This is a genomic window from Acinetobacter sp. ANC_7512 (genome assembly GCF_056779935.1).
Genome location: NZ_JBWYIX010000001.1, coordinates 178,998 through 196,589, shown reverse-complemented (window position 1 = coordinate 196,589; position 17,592 = coordinate 178,998). Strand labels below are relative to the sequence as shown.

Here is a 17,592-nt window from a genome sequence, read left to right as displayed (position 1 = left end):
TTTAATATTTAGGGGTCTTTCTATGGCACAAGCTCAGTCTTCTCGACTTAAATGGATCGGCGTTGCAATCGCCATTATTGTGATTGCAGCGTTTGCATGGTCCTTTTTGAAAAAAAATGATCAACAAGAAATTGTCATTGGTATTAGCCCACCTTTTGCAAAACCACTTCAAGCCGCAATTGAAGAAGCAAAGGCTCAAGGCATTCATGTACGTTTGGTAGAATTTTCAGATTGGAATACACCCAACATCACCCTAAATCATGGGGATATTGATGCAAATTATTTTCAGCATCAACCTTTCTTGAATAATGCGTTAAAAGAAACCAACTTTAAGCTCAAACCCTTGGGCATCGGCTCAGGAACACATGTCGGTTTATATTCAAAAAAATATAAAGCGATTAGTGAAGTTGAAAATGGCGCTCGAGTTGTACTGCCAAATGATCCTGTGAATCAGGGTCGCGCCCTACTCCTCTTACAACACGCTGGATTAATACAACTAAAGGATTCCAACAACCATTTATCCAACTTAAAAGATATTCAAACCAATCCAAAAAATTTGAACTTTATTGAAGTCGAAGGCCCGCAAACTGCGCGTGCCGTAGATGATGCAGACCTCGTATTTAGCTATCCAATGTACCTACGCTTAGCACAAACGATTGATCCGAATGATGCCTTAATTTTGGATGAAATTAACAACACGCTTTATGCCATCTTATTTGTTGTTCGCGATGACTTTGAACAAACTCAGCCTGAAAAAGCAGCTCAACTGAAAAAATTTATCCAAATTTATCAAAGCTCAGACAAAGTTAAACAAGCATTGAATGAGGATATTGGTGAAAAACTATGGTTCAAAGGCTGGAAATAAGGAGTGTTCATGTCTACTTCAACTCAATCATCTAAATTCATCAAAATTGCAGTCATCATCGTCGCAGTACTGGCGGCCTTAGTGGGATATCGTTATATCAGTCAAAACTCAAATGATAAAGTGATTAAAATCGGCATTAGCCCACCCTATGCTGAATTACTGCAAAGTGTCGCTGAGGATGTAAAAGCACAAGGAATCCATCTCGAGTTGATTGAGTTTTCAGACTGGCAAGCACCCAATGTTGCTGTGCAAAATGGTGATATTGACGCTAATTTCTTTCAACAAAGTGTTTTTCTAGCGAATGCAGTGCGTGAAACAGGCTATGACCTTGTGCCTTTTGCGAAAGGTTCAGGCAGTCATGTCGGACTTTATTCAAAAAAATATCAATCCCTACAGGAAATACCTGATCAAGCGAAAGTAGTCGTACCGAATGATCCAGTTAACATGGCACGTGGTTTAAATTTGCTGGCTCGTGCAGGCTTAATTCAAGTCAAAGATATTAATAATGAGCTCACCAGCACCCGAGACATTATCAGTAATCCTAAAAAACTCAAGATTATTGAAGTTGAAGGCCCGCAAACGGCGCATGCTTACAATGAAGCTGACTTAATTATGGGTTTTCCTCATTATTTGAAAATGGCAAAAGTTGCTGATCCTACGTCTGCACTGTTATTAGATCCGATTAATAAAAAATTTGCGATTTTGTTTGTAACGCGTCGAGATTATCAAGATCAGGATGACAAATTAAAAACTGTGGTTGAAACCTTCCAAAACTCTGCAAAAGTCCGTCAGATTCTAGACAAAGACTTTGGACAAGGTTTGTGGTTTGAAGGCTGGAAATAAGGAGAATGAACATGGTGAGTTTTGGTTCACACATTGAATTTGCAGTACCCCATATTACGATTCGTCATTTAAATAAGTATTACGATGTACAAGGAAAACAAGTTCACGCACTCAAAAACATTAATTTGGATATTCCCAAAGGAAAAATTTTCGGCATTATCGGCAAAAGTGGTGCAGGCAAATCCTCATTGATCCGCACATTAAATGGGTTAGAAACAATTTCTGATGGTAGTATTCATATACATCAACATGATCTAGGGCAGCTTAATCACAATGAATTAATCGCCCTACGCCAGCGTATTGGCATGATTTTTCAACATTTTAATTTACTATCTGCCAAAACAGTTTGGGAAAATGTCGCGCTTCCATTGAAAATCGCAAAAGTGCCTGCTGCTGAGATTCAAACTCGTGTGGATGAGGTTTTAAATCTAGTAGGTTTAGCTGAAAAGCATCATCACTATCCATCACAATTATCGGGTGGGCAAAAACAACGAGTTGGGATTGCCCGCGCATTGGTCAGTAAACCTGAAATACTATTGTGCGATGAAGCAACATCGGCACTTGATCCAGAAAGCACATCTGTTGTTCTATCTTTACTGAAGGAAATTAATCAAAAATTAGGACTCACCATCGTTCTCATTACACATGAAATGCAGGTAATTCGTGAAATTTGCGATCAAGTGGTGGTTATTGATCAAGGTGAAATCGTTGAATCAGGGCAAGTTTGGTCAGTCTTCTCTCGTCCCCAGCAGAAAATCACGCAAGAACTCCTCAATTTGGAACAGCTTGATTTGCCATTCCAGTTACATCAAGAGCGAGCTACACATTTAACGCATACCATTTTGAAAATCAGCTATGCAACTGATTTGAAAAATCCTCCCAACTTAAATGATGTACTTTCTAAAATTGCACTGCCTGTGCATTTATATCAAAGCCATGTAGACACCATTCAACATCATTTGGTTGGCTCACTCATCGTAGGTATTCCTCAATTAGATATTGATGTGCATACGCTCCATCAGCAATTCCACCATAAAACATCACAAATCGAGGTGCTTGGCTATGCACAACCAGCTCATTGATCTTTTAATTACAGGCACTATTGATACTTTATTAATGGTCGGTATTTCTGCATTTTTAGCACTTCTCATTGGCTTGCCTATGGCCGTGATCCTCGTCAATACCTCAGAAAATGGGATTTATCCGTCAAAAAAAATTAATCATGCCTTGGGTTGGGTGGTGAATATTACGCGCTCTATTCCCTTCCTAATTTTGATGGTGGCGCTCATTCCCTTCACTCGACTGATTGTGGGGACCAGTTATGGGGTATGGGCTGCGGTTGTACCTTTAACTATTGCGGCTACACCTTTTTTCGCACGTATTGCGGAAGTCAGTCTACGAGAAGTTGATCATGGACTCATAGAAGCTGCACAAGCCATGGGCTGTAATCGCAAACAAATTATTTGGCATGTGCTTTTACCAGAAGCACTGCCTGGTATTGTTGCAGGTTTTACTGTCACGCTTGTAACCATGATCAATTCCTCTGCGATTGCGGGTGCTATTGGTGCGGGTGGTTTAGGTGACATCGCCTATCGATATGGCTACCAACGCTTCGATATGCAAATTATGTTGGCGGTGATCATTGTATTAGTCGTATTGGTCATGCTGATTCAAGCTTTGGGTGATCAATTGGCACATAGTTTGGACAAACGTAAAATCTAATTCACACTATTCAATTGAGTCTCATCTGTCTTTTCGAGAAACATCCAAGCCATGACCTGACTTTGTCATGGCTTTGATGTAAAATCACCGACAATTTTTAAATAACACTGTGTGAGTCTTTTCATGGGTTTTAATTGCGGTATTGTCGGCTTGCCGAACGTTGGTAAATCTACACTTTTCAATGCATTGACGAAAGCTGCTATTGCTGCAGAAAACTTCCCATTCTGTACCATTGAACCAAACACCGGCATCGTTCCTGTTCCAGATCCACGTTTAGATAAATTAACTGCTATTGTTAAACCTCAACGTGTTATTCCAACCACAATGGAATTTGTAGACATCGCAGGTTTAGTTGCTGGTGCTTCTAAAGGTGAAGGTTTAGGGAACCAATTCTTAGCCAACATTCGTGAAACTGATGCAATTGCACACGTAGTACGTTGTTTTGAAGACGAAAATGTTATTCACGTGAACGGCAAAATTGACCCACTTGATGACATTGCAACTATTAACACTGAGCTTGCTTTAGCAGATTTAGAAACAGTATCAAAAGCGGTTACACGTTTAGCAAAGTCTGCGAAAGGTGGTGATAAAGAAGCAGTTGCAACAAAAGCTGTACTAGAAAAAATTCAGCCATTACTTGATGAAGGTCGCCCTGCTCGCGCAGCTGATCTTGATGACGACGAGCGCAAATTAGTTCGTGGCTTTGGTTTATTAACCCTTAAACCAACAATGTATATTGCTAACGTTGCTGAAGATGGTTTTGAAAACAATCCGCACCTTGATGCTGTTAAAAAATTAGCGGCAGAAGAGAATGCTATTGTAGTTCCGCTTTGCAACCAAATCGAAGCTGAAATCTCTTTGCTTGAAGATGATGAGCGTGCTGAATTTTTAGAAGCGATGGGCATGGAAGAACCAGGTCTTAACGTGGTTATTCGTGCAGGTTATGGCTTACTTGGCCTACAAACTTATTTCACTGCAGGCGTTCAAGAAGTTCGTGCTTGGACTGTAAAAATCGGTGCGACCGCTCCTCAAGCTGCTGGTGTGATTCACACTGATTTTGAGAAAGGCTTTATTCGAGCAGAATGCATTGCCTATGACGATTTTGTTCAATACAACGGCGAAGCTGGCGCTAAAGAAGCTGGAAAATGGCGTCTTGAAGGTAAAACTTATGTCGTTCAAGATGGTGATGTTTTACATTTCCGTTTCAACGTTTAAGTCATTAAAAAAACAGCCGAAAGGCTGTTTTTTTTGCAAAGATTATTTAAAAGATTGAGATCATGGATTTTGAGTTGAAGTACTCGAGTGATTTACGTGTTTATGGTCCATGTCATAGCGTAATTGTTTAGCTCGAACCAATACTTTCTCTTCCAGTTTCTTACGTAAACCAATAAGAAAGATAAATTCTGCTACGACAAATAAAGGACCTATCGCGAGTCCAACAAGATCATCCACAAAAGCTGGTTTTTTCTTTTCATAATAGTGCCCAATAAATTGAATAATCCATCCCACAATAAAAAATCCAGCACTTACCAATACCCAAGAGGATGTCGCTAAAGCTGCTACTTGTGTGGCTGGCTGATAAATTAAAGCAAATAACACTGCCATCACTACCCCAAAAATGAGATCCAAACTCAAGTAATAAATCACCGATGCGACGATCAATAACATTGCAAGATCAATGGGATATCCTGCAACTGTAAATTGTGCTTTGGCTGCAAAACACAAGATCGAAAATACAATCAAGGGAATTCCAACAAAATGTGAAAATACGTTTTTACGATCTAGGTGATAAGCTGCATATTGTCCAAGCAAGCTCTCTAAACGAGTCATGTTATCATTCCTTTTTCTGACTATTTCCTTCACTATATATAAATGTAAACCAATAAGTTGTCGACTAGACGACAAATAAACAGTATAAAAGGGATAATTTTGCTTTCAAATCAATACGTTTATCTTTTAAAAAATAATTGGTGGTTTAGCCAGTTTGATCATGAGCTACAACAGCTGATGCTCGAACATGGACAGCTCATTGAATATGGCAAAGAGCAACTGATATTTTCTAAAGCTGATCAATTTGATGGCATTTATGCCGTGATTGATGGTGCTGTTCGTTTAGCACATATTGACGTAGAAGGTCGTGAGGCGGTGACAGTTATCGCAGATCCCATTATGTGGTTTGGTGAAATTTCGTTGATTGATCAACAACCCCGCTCTCATCATGCGATTACCAGTAAAAAATCCAAAATCCTCAAAATAAGTCGTGTAGGACTTGATCTAATTTTAGAACAATATCCAAAATTTTGGTTTTATCTGGCCCAATTGGTCAGTCATAAACTCCGTTATGCTTTCATGGAGTTGGTGTCTATTCAAACACAACCCCTTATTCAACGTTTAGCTCAAAGATTAATCTTTATCTTAAATGGATACGGTAATCTCAAAGAGATTGAAAAAAACACCATCAACCTATCTCAAGAACAATTGGCACAAATGTTGGTCTGCTCAAGACAGACCATTAATCAAGAACTACAACATTTAGAAAAAATTGGCGCAATTAAAATTGCATTTAAAAAAATTGAGGTGATTAATCTTAATCAACTTAAAGCTTTAGCCGATCAAGCTTAATCGATTAAAGATGATGTGCTTCAGTAAAATCTGGATTAATCATTGTATTGGTGTCGCTAGGGTCACTTAAAATAATTTTGTATACGCCTTAGTGTTTCCTAATTCTGGTTGCTCAATTGCAGTTTTGCACTGCGCTTTATCGCGTTCATAATTGGCTTGACGCTGTGCGAGCTGGCCCTCATTTTCCACGATTGCACGTGCCCAAGCATCTATGGTTGTTAGCGCTTTACGACAAAGCGCATATTTCCCTTCAGTCACTGAGTCGGTCATTTTGACATTAATACGCCAATCCAATACCAATTGACGCACAGGCTCGCGTACTTGTGATGGTATAAGCGCTTTATTGGCTTGATACAGAATAGGATCAACCTGATTAATCAATTGCCAAGCATGATTTGCATATTCAGTTGCGTCATTAGTCAGCTTCGGTGCTTCTTTAATTTCAACCTTTTCATCGGCAGTTTCTGCCTGACCACCACAACCGGATAAAGTGAAGATGAGGAATGTAGTCAATGCAGCTAATTTAAAGGGAGATTGAATCGCAAACATGACATCGCTCTAATAAACTATTCGGCACTATGCTAGTAAATTCGGGTAGAATACTCAATCTCGTTTTATACCTTTTGTTCCAATCTCCAATTAGGTTTATCGTGACCCAATCAAGCTCCCCACACATGACACCGGCAGGTTTTTGGCAAGGTGCCAAAGACAGTCAAGCCATCATTTTCACCTATTTGCCTGTTTCATTCGCGTTTGGTGTATCGGCAACTCAATTTGGATTTACGGCGTGGGAAGCATTATTTTTATCCTGTTCGATGTATGCAGGTGCCAGTCAATTTTTGGTGGTTGCCTTACTCGGCAGTGGCACTTCTATCTGGATGACAGCCTTAACTGTAATAGCACTTGATATTCGACATTTGTTATATGGCCCTGCTTTACAAAACTTAATTCAAGATAAACTCAATCTGAAAAAAACAGCAATTTGGTCATGGGGCTTGACCGACGAAGTCTTTGCATCAGGCATGATTAAACTTTCGCAACGCCGTCAAGAATGGTCTGAATCTTGGATGTTAGGTCTGAGTCTGTTTAGCTGGTTGTCTTGGGCACTTGGATCTTTTCTCGGAGGCTTATTTGCAGATCAAGTCAGTCATCTCCCCCAATTTTTGCAAGCAGCGCTCGACTTTCTATTACCTGCACTTTTCTTGAGCTTTTTATTGGCTGCATTTGAGAAAAAACATACCTTTGTCGTGACCATCACCATTATTGTTTCTGCTATTTCGTGTTACTTTATCGATTTATCCGCAGCGATATTCATTGGCATAAGCTCAGGTATTTTGGCTGGTTTGTTTAAACATTATGTACTGAAGCAACATGATCCTTTGCACACAGGTGAACAATCATGAATCTAGAAATTATTTGTGTCGGTATTCTAGTCGGCATCGCGAATTTCGCCTCACGCTTTGGTCCTTTTTTTGTGATTCAGAAACTACAACAAGGTCGCCAGAAACGCGGTGCTCTTTGGCTTAAAATCGCCCTTGGATCAATCGGTATTGCAGCAATCAGTTCAATGCTCGTGGTCGCGACTTTACCGCCGCTCTTAGAAACACCCAATAAGAGCGTTGCCATGTTAATTGGTTTTATTGTGCTCTCGGGTTTATATTTCAAATTTAAACAGATTGTACCTGCAACACTCACAGCGGCACTCACATACGGTTTGGTGTATACCTATTTCCCACTTTAAAACATTTCTCGCGTATTATTCATTCAGATTCTAAATTTATAAGCCTGATCCTCGGATAAGGCTTATAAATTTTTATCAATAAAAAAATTAAACGATATCAAAATAATTTCTTGCTTTTTCTTGTATTCATCGCGCTCAAGAGGTTTTAGTTCTGATATGCTAAAAGTCCATAATATCAAGCACGGATGAATCAAATGCTTATTACACTCGGTACTCCACTTCAATCTTCGGCGTTTAAAGTTCTATTATTGGGTTCAGGTGAGTTGGGTAAAGAGGTGGTAATATCATTACAACGATTAGGTGTAGAAGTACATGCAGCAGATCGCTATGACAATGCACCTGCCATGCAAGTTGCTCATCATTCCTACACTTTGAATATGGCGGACCCAAAAGAATTAAAAAAACTGATTGAACAAGTTCAACCTCATTTAATTGTTCCTGAGATTGAAGCCATTGCCACTGAAGTCTTAGTGGAAATCGAAGATGCTAAAACTGCCGTAGTTATTCCCTCTGCGAAAGCCGTGAATCTCACCATGAATCGTGAAGGAATTCGTCGCCTCGCAGCTGAGGAACTAGGGCTACCAACCTCGGCTTATCGTTTTGCCAATAGTTTGGAATCATTCCGTGCAGCATGTGATGATATTGGCTATCCAAATTTTGTAAAACCTGTGATGTCATCATCGGGTAAAGGACAATCACGCGTAAAATCTTTTGATGAAGTCGACGCTGCTTGGGAATATGCTCAAACAGGTGGTCGTGTCAATCAAGGTACTGTCATCGTAGAATCGCAAATTGATTTTGATTTCGAAATTACATTACTCACAGTACGCGCAAAAAATCCTGAAACAGGAGAAATCGAAACGCACTTCTGCGATCCTATTGGACACCGTCAAGATGCAGGTGACTATGTAGAAAGCTGGCAACCTCAACCTATGAGCACAGCTGCCCTTGATGAAGCAAAACGTATTGCCAATAAAGTCACAGTAGCGCTCGGCGGTTGCGGTATTTTTGGTGTGGAATTATTCGTTAAAGGTGATCAAGTTTGGTTCAGTGAAGTTTCTCCTCGTCCACATGACACTGGATTAGTCACACTTGCATCTCAATATCAAAGTGAATTTGAACTTCATGCCCGTGCGATTTTAGGTCTTCCAGTGAACACGCAACGTCACAGTGTTGCTGCAAGCGCTGTGATCTATGCAGGTGTTGATGATACGAATTTGTCATTTTCTGGCGTAAATCTTGCTATGCAAAACCCTAATGTCGATTTACGTCTTTTTGGTAAACCTGAAGGTTTTAAACGTCGCCGTATGGGGGTCGCAACTGCACGTGCTGAAACAACTGACATTGCACGCGAATTAGCGACTGAAGCAGCTTCAAAAGTAATTGTAAATCAAAACAAATAATTCTTTAGGTAGGCCATCATTTCATGATCAATACGTCTCCATTAGCAAACTATGTTTCGAGTAATCACGACATCAAGGCAATTAATCAATGGCGCTCAGATGTTGAAAATCAATTACAACATGAGTTTGAAAATGGTAAGGCGATACGTGAGATCATCCTCACTCGATCTAACCTGATTGATGAGGCACTTAAATTCCTTTGGCAACATGCTGAGTTAGATCAAACCGATCTGGGCTTGTTCGCTGTAGGAGGTTATGGTCGTCGTGAAATGATGCCCTACTCTGATGTCGACATTCTGATCCTTTCAGAAGATGATCTTACACAAGAACAAGAAAATGCCATTACCATTTTTATTTCCTCTCTATGGGATGTTGGAAATTTTAAACCTGGCGTAAGTGTAAGAACCATTCAACAGTGCTTTGAACAGGCCATGAATGACTTAACGGTAGCAACATCTCTCATTGAGTCTCGTTTAATTATTGGCAATGAACACTTAGCGAAATGGCCTCGTCGTGTTGTTTCACAAACTTGGACGGATAAAACCTTCTTTGATGCCAAGATGGAAGAACAAGCCAAACGCTACGCTCAGCACAACAACACTGAAAGTAATTTAGAACCTGATATCAAAAATGCACCGGGCGGCATTCGAGACATTAACCAAATTGGTTGGATTGCAAAACGGCATTTCCGAGTAAATCGTATATACGATCTTGTACATTTAGGTTTCATTTCTGAGTTTGAACTTGGGGTGCTCGAAGATGCTGAGAATTTTCTCTGGGAAATTCGTCATCATTTACACCGCTTAACTAAGCGTGATGAAAACCGACTATTGTTTGATTACCAACGCGATATCGCAGCAAAATTTGGTTACCACAAAGTCGAAGGTGAACATATCAATTATCCAATTGAACAGTTCATGAAACGCTACTATCGAGCAGCTCAGCAGGTTTCAACCCTGAATGAAATGCTACTCGCCTATTTTAATGAATCAGTCATCACTCCTCGCTTACCCAACTATGAGCGTAAAATTGAAGAAGTGAATGAAAACTTCAAATTGGTGGATGGTAAACTCGCAGTTCAACACCATAAAATTTTTGCAGAGAAGCCTACAGCCATCCTTGAGATTTTCTATATCCTAGCAAATCGCCCTGATATTGATGGTATTCGAGCTCGTACACTTCGATTGCTTACTTTAGCTGCAAAACGCATTGATCAAGCGTATAGAGACAATCCAGTTAATCAAGCCTTGTTTATGGCGATCATCCGATCACCAAATAACTTATATGAAACATTGCTTGCGATGAAACGTTATGGTGTACTCGGCAACTATATTCCTGCATTTGGACAAATCATGGGCCTTATGCAATACGATTTATTCCATATCTATACTGTAGATGCACATACGCTCCTACTCTTACGAAATTTAAATCGTTTTAAAGCGCCAGAATTTGCTAAAGATTTTCCTGTCGTAAGTTCGGTATTCCAGCGTCTGGTGCGCCGAGACATCGTATTCCTCGCTGCTTTGTTCCATGATATCGCCAAAGGCCGTGGTGGAGACCATAGTGAATTGGGCGCGGTTGATGCCATTGAGTTCTGTAGCAAGCACGGTTTTACTGAGCGTGAGTGTAATCTTGTTGCGTGGTTGATCCAAAATCATCTATTGATGTCGATGACTGCGCAGAAAAAAGATATTTCTGATCCAGATGTTGTAAAAGATTTTGCCGAGAAGCTAGGTGATATGGAACACTTAGACTATCTGTATACGCTTACAGTGGCTGACATTAACGCAACCAATCCTAAGCTTTGGAACACATGGCGAGCATCGCTCATGCGTCAGTTATATACCAATGCTCGTGACGTTATTCGTAGTGGTTTGGGACGTCCTGTCGATTACCAAATGCTGATCGAAGATACCAAATTTGCAGCAAGTGAATTACTTGTCAATGATTATGCTTTAGAAGCTGTTGAAAAAGTTTGGCAAGAACTTGGTGACGAATACTTCCTCAAAGAAACTGCAGATGAAGTCGCATGGCATACACGTGCAATCCTAGATCATGGTGATAATTCAGCACCATTGGTGATGATGCGCGCGCACCGTAAATCAGCGCAAGATGCTGTGCAGATTTTTATTTACACTCAAGATCAACCTAATCTTTTTGCCACCACTGTTGCAGTTCTAGATCGTATGAATCTAGATGTACAAGATGCACGCATTATTACAGCAACTAAATCCTTTAGCTTAGACACCTACGTGGTGCTTGATCGTTTTGGCACATTAGTGACAGATCCAGAACGTGAAAATACGGTAAAAGAATCATTGGTGCACGCATTAACAGATTCACAAAATTATCCAGGTTTAATGCAACGCCGTATACCACGCCAACTTCGTCATTTTGATATCGAAAACACAATTGATATTACGTTGAACGAGGCGCTGCAGCAAAATATGGTCGAGATCTCTACCCTCGATCAGCCTGGATTACTTGCCCGTATCGGTGGCTTATTTATGATGCAAGGTCTCGATATCCATTCCGCGAAAATCGCCACCTTGGGTGAGCGCGCAGAAGATATTTTCTTTGTAACCAAAAAGAATGGCGAACCTATGAATTTAACTGAAGCTCAGGCTTTTGCTGAACAATTAAAAGCAGCATTAGATGAGGCTTCAAATCAGGTCTGTAATCATCATTAAAATTTAGATTTAACCCGACGGTAACTGTTTCATGAACTCTAGTTTAAACCTATTACATCCTTATCCATTTGAAAAGTTGAATAAACTTTTTCAGTTTGTAAAACCTGCAAATCTTCCGTTAATTCCATTGTCAATTGGTGAGCCAAAACATCCTGCACCTGAATTCGTAAAACAAGCTATTGTCGATAACTTCAATCATCTTTCGACATACCCAAACAGTAAAGGCTTACCAGAATTACGTGAAAGTATTGCGCAATGGCTCACACGCCGTTTCAAATTAAATGCTATTAGCGCAGAAGATCATATTTTACCTGTGACTGGCACACGTGAAGGAATTTTCTCATTCGTACAAGCGCTGATCAATCGTGATGAAGCGCCTTATGTAGTTATGCCGAATCCCTTTTATCAAATTTACGAAGGTGCAGCTTTACTCGCTGGCGCTCAACCCTATTTCATCAACTGTACTGAAGAAAATGGTTACCTTGGCGACTTCGATGCTGTCCCTGCGGAAGTATGGGAGAAGACAGCTTTGCTCTTTGTCTGCACCCCCGGAAATCCGACAGGTGCTGTGCTTTCAAAAGAACAGTTCAAAAAATTAATTGCGCTCTCTGATCAATACAATTTTGTCATCGCATCTGATGAATGTTATTCAGAACTATGGTTTGATGAAGCACCTGTTGGCTTATTAGAAGTTTGTGCAGAATTAGGTCGTGATGACTATAAAAACTGTATCGTATTCCACTCTCTGTCTAAACGTTCTAATTTACCAGGTATGCGATCTGGCTTCGTTGCAGGTGATGCTAGTCTATTAAAACCTTATTTAAAATTCCGCACTTACCACGGTGCTGCAATGCCAGTACAACATCAATTGGCATCGATTGCTGCATGGAATGATGAGGCACATGTTGAAGAAAACCGTAAACAATACCGTGCTAAATTTGATTTATTCCAACAAGAATTAGGTCATTTGCTACCACTGAAAAAGCCTGATGCGGGTTTCTATTATTGGTTAAAGGTCGATAATGATGAAACTTTTGCCAAAATGCTGATGGAAAAAGCACATATCAAAGTCTTACCGGGTCGTTATTTATCTCGTGATACTGAACAAGGAAACCCAGGTGAAAGCCATGTTCGTCTTGCTCTCGTAGCAGATTTAGTCCAATGTAAAGAAGTTGTTAAACGCTTAAAATCAATTCTCTAATCGTGCATGATCTTTAATTTTAAGCCCTCTTTTTAGAGGGCTTATTTTTTTGATTGATGATTCTAGGCATAGTTTGAGCGGAAAATGATATTTTCTAACAAACCTCTCTCTAACTCTCTCCCAAAGGGAGAGAACTAAAAAAATGGATTGCCCATGATAATGTTTGGATCACTCTCAAGTGTGAGTTGCGGTGTGCCTTACACTTTTAGGAATTACACTAACTTTTTGTATATTGAATAAGGATGTACATGCTCAACAAACCGATTTGTACATAATCTAATTTGTTCAACATCATCATTAAAACTCTGTTCTTTAGTTTTCTGTTTCGAAATTCTTAAAAATATTTCTTGAATCTCAGGTTCAGTATTTTGTATTTCAATTTGAAAATCGTCTAATAGTTTTAAATAAGATGTAATCAAGGGTAATGCTGTATTATCAGTATTCTTAATTGTAATGTTTAACAGTAAAATCCTAGATAAAATATTTAGGTAGCTAGACTTAAACTCAATCAACAAATCCTTCTTTTGAGCAAGGTTATACATATCTTTCGCATGATTAAGTGATGCAATGTTTGCAAGTAATATACCTATAACCTCTCTACATTCAGTTGCTATAACTTCATTACATTTTTGCTTTCTCCATTGCCATGAAATATATAAAGCTACTAATGCTCCTATTAAAGTAGCAATTGCTCCCCAATCCCAACTACAAGCTTCCATATCTTATCCTTTTAAACTCTATAATCAGTGGAAACGCTACAGCTTTTGCAATTTCCTGTTTCGTTAAACCTGATTCATTCAACTCTTTGATTTTATAATATTTTTTAGTGTCAACTTTTTCTATTAGGCTTGTATCAACATCATTCTAAACCTTGTTGAATATGTTCCCAAACCAAACTAATGGACAGTAGTTTCCCTCAAGAAAATGTAAGGTTAACTTTGAAAACATCATTGATTTTAAAAATTAGTCAAAAAAAAGCCATGAACATTCATGGCTTTTTAAAATAGTTCAAGACTGTAATTTGAAAATTACAAAGTAGCCAGAATGGCTCTTAAAGTCTGATTTGGATTTTCTGATTTAGTAATCGGACGACCAATCACCAAGTGTGTAGAACCATCTAACATTGCTTGCTTAGGTGTAACAATACGTTTTTGATCATCCGCTGCAGAACCTTCTGGACGAATTCCCGGAGTGACGAGAGCAAAGTTCTGACCTAGAGTTTCACGTAACATTTTTGCTTCTTGCGCAGAACATACAACACCGTCCAAGCCACTTTCTTGAGTCAAAGTCGCTAGACGTTTCACATGTTCAAAAGGCTCGATATCCAAACCAAGATCACGTAGATCTTCTCGCCCCATTGAAGTTAATACAGTGACTGCAATCAACTGTGTTTGATAGTTACCTGCTTTTAATCTTTCTACACAAGTTTCCATCATTTTTCGTCCACCAGATGCGTGAACATTGACCATCCATACCCCTTGATCTGCAGCAGCGCAAACGGCTTGTGCTGTCGTATTTGGAATATCATGAAATTTTAAATCTAAAAATACTTCAAAACCTTGATCATGCAATGCTTTTACAACGGTCGGACCTTCATGTGTAAAAAGTTCTTTACCCACCTTTACACGACAAAGTTTAGGATCCAAATTTTCAGCAATTTTCAATGCGTCGTATTGGCTTTTTGCATCTAAAGCAACAATGATACTCAAGGTTGTTCTTCCGTCCATCTAAAGTTGCGTCATTATAAAGATGTTCAACTTAAGCTGCAAAATTAACTTTCAAAAACTCAGCTTAAAATTCAACAGTTTATTTTCAATAAAAAAAACCTCTAAAATAAATTTTAGAGGTTTTTTAAATATTTATAAATTACAGCGGATTTGAGTTACGCGGATCTGAATGCACATCTAGTACTGTCTTTTCATGACGTACATTTGCAGCAGCTTCAGCAGCAGCTAACTGAGCATTTTGGATTTGTTCTTTACGAAGATATTCAATATCTTTGCGAAGACGCTTAATTTCCCAACTATTTTGGAATACACGGAAAACTTGAACTCCGAGTAATAATCCAACGATGATCCCAAGTGCCAAAGTCAACAAAAGCAATAAACCTAATCTCATTGCCGGTACTTGAGTGAATAGAAGATCAACAGTCAGTTCTGTACCATTTTGCAGAACCAATGCCAATGCATATCCGAAGATTACAACTAACAGTGCAACTAATACGTAACGCATAACCACCCCTGAGTAATTTATTATTTTCCTGCTGATTCGTTTACAGCATCTCTTAGTGCTTTACCTGGTTTGAAATGAGGTACAGCTTTAGCAGCCACTTCAACTGACTTACCTGTTTTAGGATTACGCCCAACTCGCGGTTCGCGATGATGTAAAGCAAAACTTCCAAACCCACGAATTTCAATACGATTATCAGCTGATAATGACTCAATCATTTGATCGATCATAATTTTAACAGCTTCTTCGACCAATGGCTCAGCCAAATGAGGGTTTTTGATAGAAATACGTTCTATTAAGTCAGACTTATTAAGTGCTTCAGTAGTCATCTGCGACCTCTTTAATTATCAAGCTACTCTGTGCATAGCGAGATAATAACCTGTTTAAATACAAAACGGTAGCGCAGTAAGTCAATACTACGCTACCGTTTACAGTATTTGTGTAAAAAGTATTAGTTAAATTACATTAACAATACATTGAACACGAAAGACTTAGTGGTTCATTTGAGCTTTGATCAAATCACCAATTGTCTTAGGACCGTTGTCTTGACCTGCAGAAGCAGTTTTCAAGTTAGCAACAGCTTCTTTCTCTTCAGCTTCGTCTTTCGCTTTGATAGACAAGTTGATTGCGCGTGATTTGCGATCAACATTGATGATCTTAGCTTCAACTTCTTGACCAACTTCTAAGAATTTAGTTGCATCTTCAACGCGGTCACGGTTGATTTCTGAAGCTTTAAGAGAAGCTTCAACTTCGTCAGCCAACTTAATTGTTGCGCCACGAGCATCAACTGCAACTACAGTACCTTTAACAAGAGCACCACGTTCGTTAGCAGCTAAGAAATCGTTGAACGGATCGCTGTTCATTTGCTTGATACCAAGGCTGATACGGTTGCCTTCAGCGTCTACAGAAAGGATAACCGCTTCAACAGTGTCACCTTTCTTGTAACGACGAATCGCTTCTTCGCCTTGTTCATTCCAAGAAATGTCAGATAAGTGAACTAGACCATCGATACCGCCTGGTAAACCGATGAAGATACCGAAGTCAGTGATAGACTTGATTGTACCTGAAACTTTTTCACCTTTGTCGTGAGCCTTAGCAAACTCTTCCCATGGGTTAGCACGAGTTTGTTTAATACCAAGAGAAATACGACGACGCTCTTCATCAACTTCAAGAACCATAACATCAACTTCATCACCAATCTGAACAACTTTAGATGGGTGGATGTTTTTGTTTGTGTGGTCCATTTCTGAAACGTGTACTAAGCCTTCAACGCCTTCTGCGATTTCAGCGAAGCAACCGTAATCAGTTAAGTTAGTTACACGCGCTTTAACGATAGAACCTTTAGGGTAACGGTTCATGATCGCTAACCATGGATCTTCACCTAGTTGTTTAAGACCTAATGATACACGGTTACGCTCTTTGTCAAATTTAAGTACTTTAACAGTAACTTCTTGACCAACTTCAACAACTTCTGATGGATGCTTGATACGTTTCCAAGCCATGTCAGTGATGTGAAGAAGACCATCAATACCGCCAAGGTCAACGAAAGCACCGTAGTCAGTAAGGTTTTTGATTGTACCAGTAACTGTTTGACCTTCTTCAAGTTGAGAAAGAAGAGCTTCACGGTCAGCTGAAGATTCAGCTTCCATAACTGCACGACGTGATACAACAACGTTGTTACGTTTAGCGTCAAGTTTGATAACTTTGAATTCTAACTCTTTACCTTCAAGGTGAGTCGTGTCACGGATAGGACGAGTGTCTACCAAAGAACCTGGTAAGAATGCACGTACTGGACCGATGTCAACAGTGAAACCGCCTTTAACCTTACCAGAGATAACACCAGTAACGATCTCGCCGTCTTCAAAGATTTTTTCAAGTTTAGTCCAAGTTTCAGCACGTTTAGCTTTTTCACGTGATAAAACTGTTTGACCCATACCGTTGTCAAGCGCTTCAACAACTACGTCAACTGTGTCACCAACGTTAACTTCAAGTTCACGTTGTTCGTTTAAGAATTCAGAGCGAGCTACTACGCCTTCAGATTTAAGGCCAGTATCTACAGTTACCCAGTCAGAATCGATGCTAACAACGATACCTTGGATGACTGCACCCTTTTCAACGTTGAGGTTTAATTCGCTTGCTTCAAAGAGGGCTGCAAAAGATTCGGTCATGATATACCTAGAAAAGTCAGCGGTCTTGGATCAGACAAGGCCGGTTTAGTTAAGTATCGACATAGTCCATATAGAACTGATCAAGCTATGCTTCCACTAATATTCATT

Annotated in this window: 18 protein-coding genes; 11 read left to right on the top strand and 7 right to left on the bottom strand. The window is 39.5% G+C overall.

The features are described from left to right. The first annotated feature begins 22 nt into the window (after positions 1 to 22). From AC1M9H_RS00965 to ychF, 5 genes are all read left to right on the top strand, one after another. Positions 23 to 865 (top strand): MetQ/NlpA family ABC transporter substrate-binding protein, encoded by an 843-nt coding sequence (locus AC1M9H_RS00965; protein ID WP_481596939.1) that lies wholly within the window; start codon positions 23 to 25, stop codon positions 863 to 865. Positions 866 to 874: 9 nt separating this feature from the next. Further along, positions 875 to 1,708: a MetQ/NlpA family ABC transporter substrate-binding protein gene (locus tag AC1M9H_RS00960; RefSeq protein WP_481591139.1), complete on the top strand. Its 834-nt coding sequence runs from the start codon at positions 875 to 877 to the stop codon at positions 1,706 to 1,708. Between the two features lie 11 nt (positions 1,709 to 1,719). Next, positions 1,720 to 2,790, top strand: coding sequence for a methionine ABC transporter ATP-binding protein (locus tag AC1M9H_RS00955; RefSeq protein ID WP_481612539.1), 1,071 nt, complete (start codon positions 1,720 to 1,722; stop codon positions 2,788 to 2,790). Beyond that, entirely contained in the window at positions 2,771 to 3,430 is a 660-nt protein-coding gene (locus AC1M9H_RS00950; protein ID WP_092766235.1) for a methionine ABC transporter permease, read from the top strand. Before AC1M9H_RS00955 ends, AC1M9H_RS00950 begins: the two co-directional genes overlap by 20 nt. A 123-nt stretch (positions 3,431 to 3,553) precedes the next feature. Beyond that, on the top strand, positions 3,554 to 4,645 hold the full coding sequence (gene ychF / locus AC1M9H_RS00945; RefSeq protein ID WP_035264512.1) for a redox-regulated ATPase YchF: 1,092 nt from the start codon (positions 3,554 to 3,556) through the stop codon (positions 4,643 to 4,645). 60 nt (positions 4,646 to 4,705) lie between these two features. On the opposite strand, the gene AC1M9H_RS00940 is transcribed toward ychF, so the two are convergent. Continuing rightward, positions 4,706 to 5,260: an Mpo1 family 2-hydroxy fatty acid dioxygenase gene (locus AC1M9H_RS00940; RefSeq protein ID WP_481612538.1), complete on the bottom strand. Its 555-nt coding sequence runs from the start codon at positions 5,258 to 5,260 to the stop codon at positions 4,706 to 4,708. A 99-nt stretch (positions 5,261 to 5,359) separates the two neighbouring features. On the opposite strand from AC1M9H_RS00940, the gene AC1M9H_RS00935 reads away from it, so the two are divergent. Next, a complete protein-coding gene (locus AC1M9H_RS00935; RefSeq protein WP_481612537.1) occupies positions 5,360 to 6,052 on the top strand; it encodes a Crp/Fnr family transcriptional regulator in 693 nt (230 codons plus the stop codon). Between the two features lie 66 nt (positions 6,053 to 6,118). Here the strand turns inward: AC1M9H_RS00935 and AC1M9H_RS00930 are convergent, their stop codons facing one another. Beyond that, positions 6,119 to 6,601 (bottom strand): hypothetical protein, encoded by a 483-nt coding sequence (locus tag AC1M9H_RS00930; protein WP_035264529.1) that lies wholly within the window; start codon positions 6,599 to 6,601, stop codon positions 6,119 to 6,121. Between the two features lie 125 nt (positions 6,602 to 6,726). On the opposite strand from AC1M9H_RS00930, the gene AC1M9H_RS00925 reads away from it, so the two are divergent. The 5 genes from AC1M9H_RS00925 (at position 6,727) to dapC (ending at position 13,087) form a co-directional block, all read left to right on the top strand. Then, a complete protein-coding gene (locus AC1M9H_RS00925; RefSeq protein WP_180027874.1) occupies positions 6,727 to 7,455 on the top strand; it encodes an AzlC family ABC transporter permease in 729 nt (242 codons plus the stop codon). Then, on the top strand, positions 7,452 to 7,793 hold the full coding sequence (gene ygaH / locus AC1M9H_RS00920) for an L-valine transporter subunit YgaH (RefSeq protein WP_179998205.1): 342 nt from the start codon (positions 7,452 to 7,454) through the stop codon (positions 7,791 to 7,793). The genes AC1M9H_RS00925 and ygaH overlap by 4 nt, the downstream gene beginning before the upstream one ends. A 185-nt stretch (positions 7,794 to 7,978) precedes the next feature. After that, positions 7,979 to 9,196: a formate-dependent phosphoribosylglycinamide formyltransferase gene (gene purT, locus AC1M9H_RS00915; protein ID WP_481591144.1), complete on the top strand. Its 1,218-nt coding sequence runs from the start codon at positions 7,979 to 7,981 to the stop codon at positions 9,194 to 9,196. 23 nt (positions 9,197 to 9,219) lie between these two features. After that, complete coding sequence (glnD, locus tag AC1M9H_RS00910; protein WP_481591145.1) at positions 9,220 to 11,886, top strand: [protein-PII] uridylyltransferase; 2,667 nt, start codon at positions 9,220 to 9,222, stop codon at positions 11,884 to 11,886. 31 nt (positions 11,887 to 11,917) lie between these two features. After that, positions 11,918 to 13,087 (top strand): succinyldiaminopimelate transaminase, encoded by a 1,170-nt coding sequence (dapC, locus tag AC1M9H_RS00905; RefSeq protein ID WP_481612536.1) that lies wholly within the window; start codon positions 11,918 to 11,920, stop codon positions 13,085 to 13,087. 212 nt (positions 13,088 to 13,299) lie between these two features. Here the strand turns inward: dapC and AC1M9H_RS00900 are convergent, their stop codons facing one another. From AC1M9H_RS00900 to rpsA, 5 genes are all read right to left on the bottom strand, one after another. Next, positions 13,300 to 13,806: a hypothetical protein gene (locus AC1M9H_RS00900; RefSeq protein ID WP_092766229.1), complete on the bottom strand. Its 507-nt coding sequence runs from the start codon at positions 13,804 to 13,806 to the stop codon at positions 13,300 to 13,302. A 309-nt stretch (positions 13,807 to 14,115) separates the two neighbouring features. After that, positions 14,116 to 14,814, bottom strand: coding sequence for an orotidine-5'-phosphate decarboxylase (gene pyrF, locus AC1M9H_RS00895; RefSeq protein WP_481612535.1), 699 nt, complete (start codon positions 14,812 to 14,814; stop codon positions 14,116 to 14,118). Positions 14,815 to 14,953: 139 nt separating this feature from the next. Further along, entirely contained in the window at positions 14,954 to 15,319 is a 366-nt protein-coding gene (locus tag AC1M9H_RS00890; protein ID WP_035264552.1) for a lipopolysaccharide assembly protein LapA domain-containing protein, read from the bottom strand. Between the two features lie 20 nt (positions 15,320 to 15,339). Continuing rightward, positions 15,340 to 15,645: an integration host factor subunit beta gene (locus tag AC1M9H_RS00885; protein ID WP_035264555.1), complete on the bottom strand. Its 306-nt coding sequence runs from the start codon at positions 15,643 to 15,645 to the stop codon at positions 15,340 to 15,342. 162 nt (positions 15,646 to 15,807) lie between these two features. Further along, positions 15,808 to 17,484, bottom strand: a complete 1,677-nt coding sequence (rpsA, locus tag AC1M9H_RS00880; RefSeq protein ID WP_035264556.1) for a 30S ribosomal protein S1 — start codon at positions 17,482 to 17,484, stop codon at positions 15,808 to 15,810. Positions 17,485 to 17,592 lie beyond the last annotated feature (108 nt).

Coding starts and splice junctions, on each gene's coding strand:
- AC1M9H_RS00950 (WP_092766235.1), top strand. CDS start 2,771: ATGCACAACCAGCTCATTGATCTTTTAATTACAGGCACTATTGATACT.
- ychF (WP_035264512.1), top strand. CDS start 3,554: ATGGGTTTTAATTGCGGTATTGTCGGCTTGCCGAACGTTGGTAAATCT.
- ygaH (WP_179998205.1), top strand. CDS start 7,452: ATGAATCTAGAAATTATTTGTGTCGGTATTCTAGTCGGCATCGCGAAT.
- AC1M9H_RS00955 (WP_481612539.1), top strand. CDS start 1,720: ATGGTGAGTTTTGGTTCACACATTGAATTTGCAGTACCCCATATTACG.
- AC1M9H_RS00965 (WP_481596939.1), top strand. CDS start 23: ATGGCACAAGCTCAGTCTTCTCGACTTAAATGGATCGGCGTTGCAATC.
- pyrF (WP_481612535.1), bottom strand. CDS start 14,814: ATGGACGGAAGAACAACCTTGAGTATCATTGTTGCTTTAGATGCAAAA.
- AC1M9H_RS00930 (WP_035264529.1), bottom strand. CDS start 6,601: ATGTTTGCGATTCAATCTCCCTTTAAATTAGCTGCATTGACTACATTC.
- rpsA (WP_035264556.1), bottom strand. CDS start 17,484: ATGACCGAATCTTTTGCAGCCCTCTTTGAAGCAAGCGAATTAAACCTC.
- AC1M9H_RS00925 (WP_180027874.1), top strand. CDS start 6,727: ATGACACCGGCAGGTTTTTGGCAAGGTGCCAAAGACAGTCAAGCCATC.
- dapC (WP_481612536.1), top strand. CDS start 11,918: ATGAACTCTAGTTTAAACCTATTACATCCTTATCCATTTGAAAAGTTG.
- AC1M9H_RS00890 (WP_035264552.1), bottom strand. CDS start 15,319: ATGCGTTACGTATTAGTTGCACTGTTAGTTGTAATCTTCGGATATGCA.
- AC1M9H_RS00900 (WP_092766229.1), bottom strand. CDS start 13,806: ATGGAAGCTTGTAGTTGGGATTGGGGAGCAATTGCTACTTTAATAGGA.
- AC1M9H_RS00960 (WP_481591139.1), top strand. CDS start 875: ATGTCTACTTCAACTCAATCATCTAAATTCATCAAAATTGCAGTCATC.
- AC1M9H_RS00885 (WP_035264555.1), bottom strand. CDS start 15,645: ATGACTACTGAAGCACTTAATAAGTCTGACTTAATAGAACGTATTTCT.
- glnD (WP_481591145.1), top strand. CDS start 9,220: ATGATCAATACGTCTCCATTAGCAAACTATGTTTCGAGTAATCACGAC.
- purT (WP_481591144.1), top strand. CDS start 7,979: ATGAATCAAATGCTTATTACACTCGGTACTCCACTTCAATCTTCGGCG.
- AC1M9H_RS00940 (WP_481612538.1), bottom strand. CDS start 5,260: ATGACTCGTTTAGAGAGCTTGCTTGGACAATATGCAGCTTATCACCTA.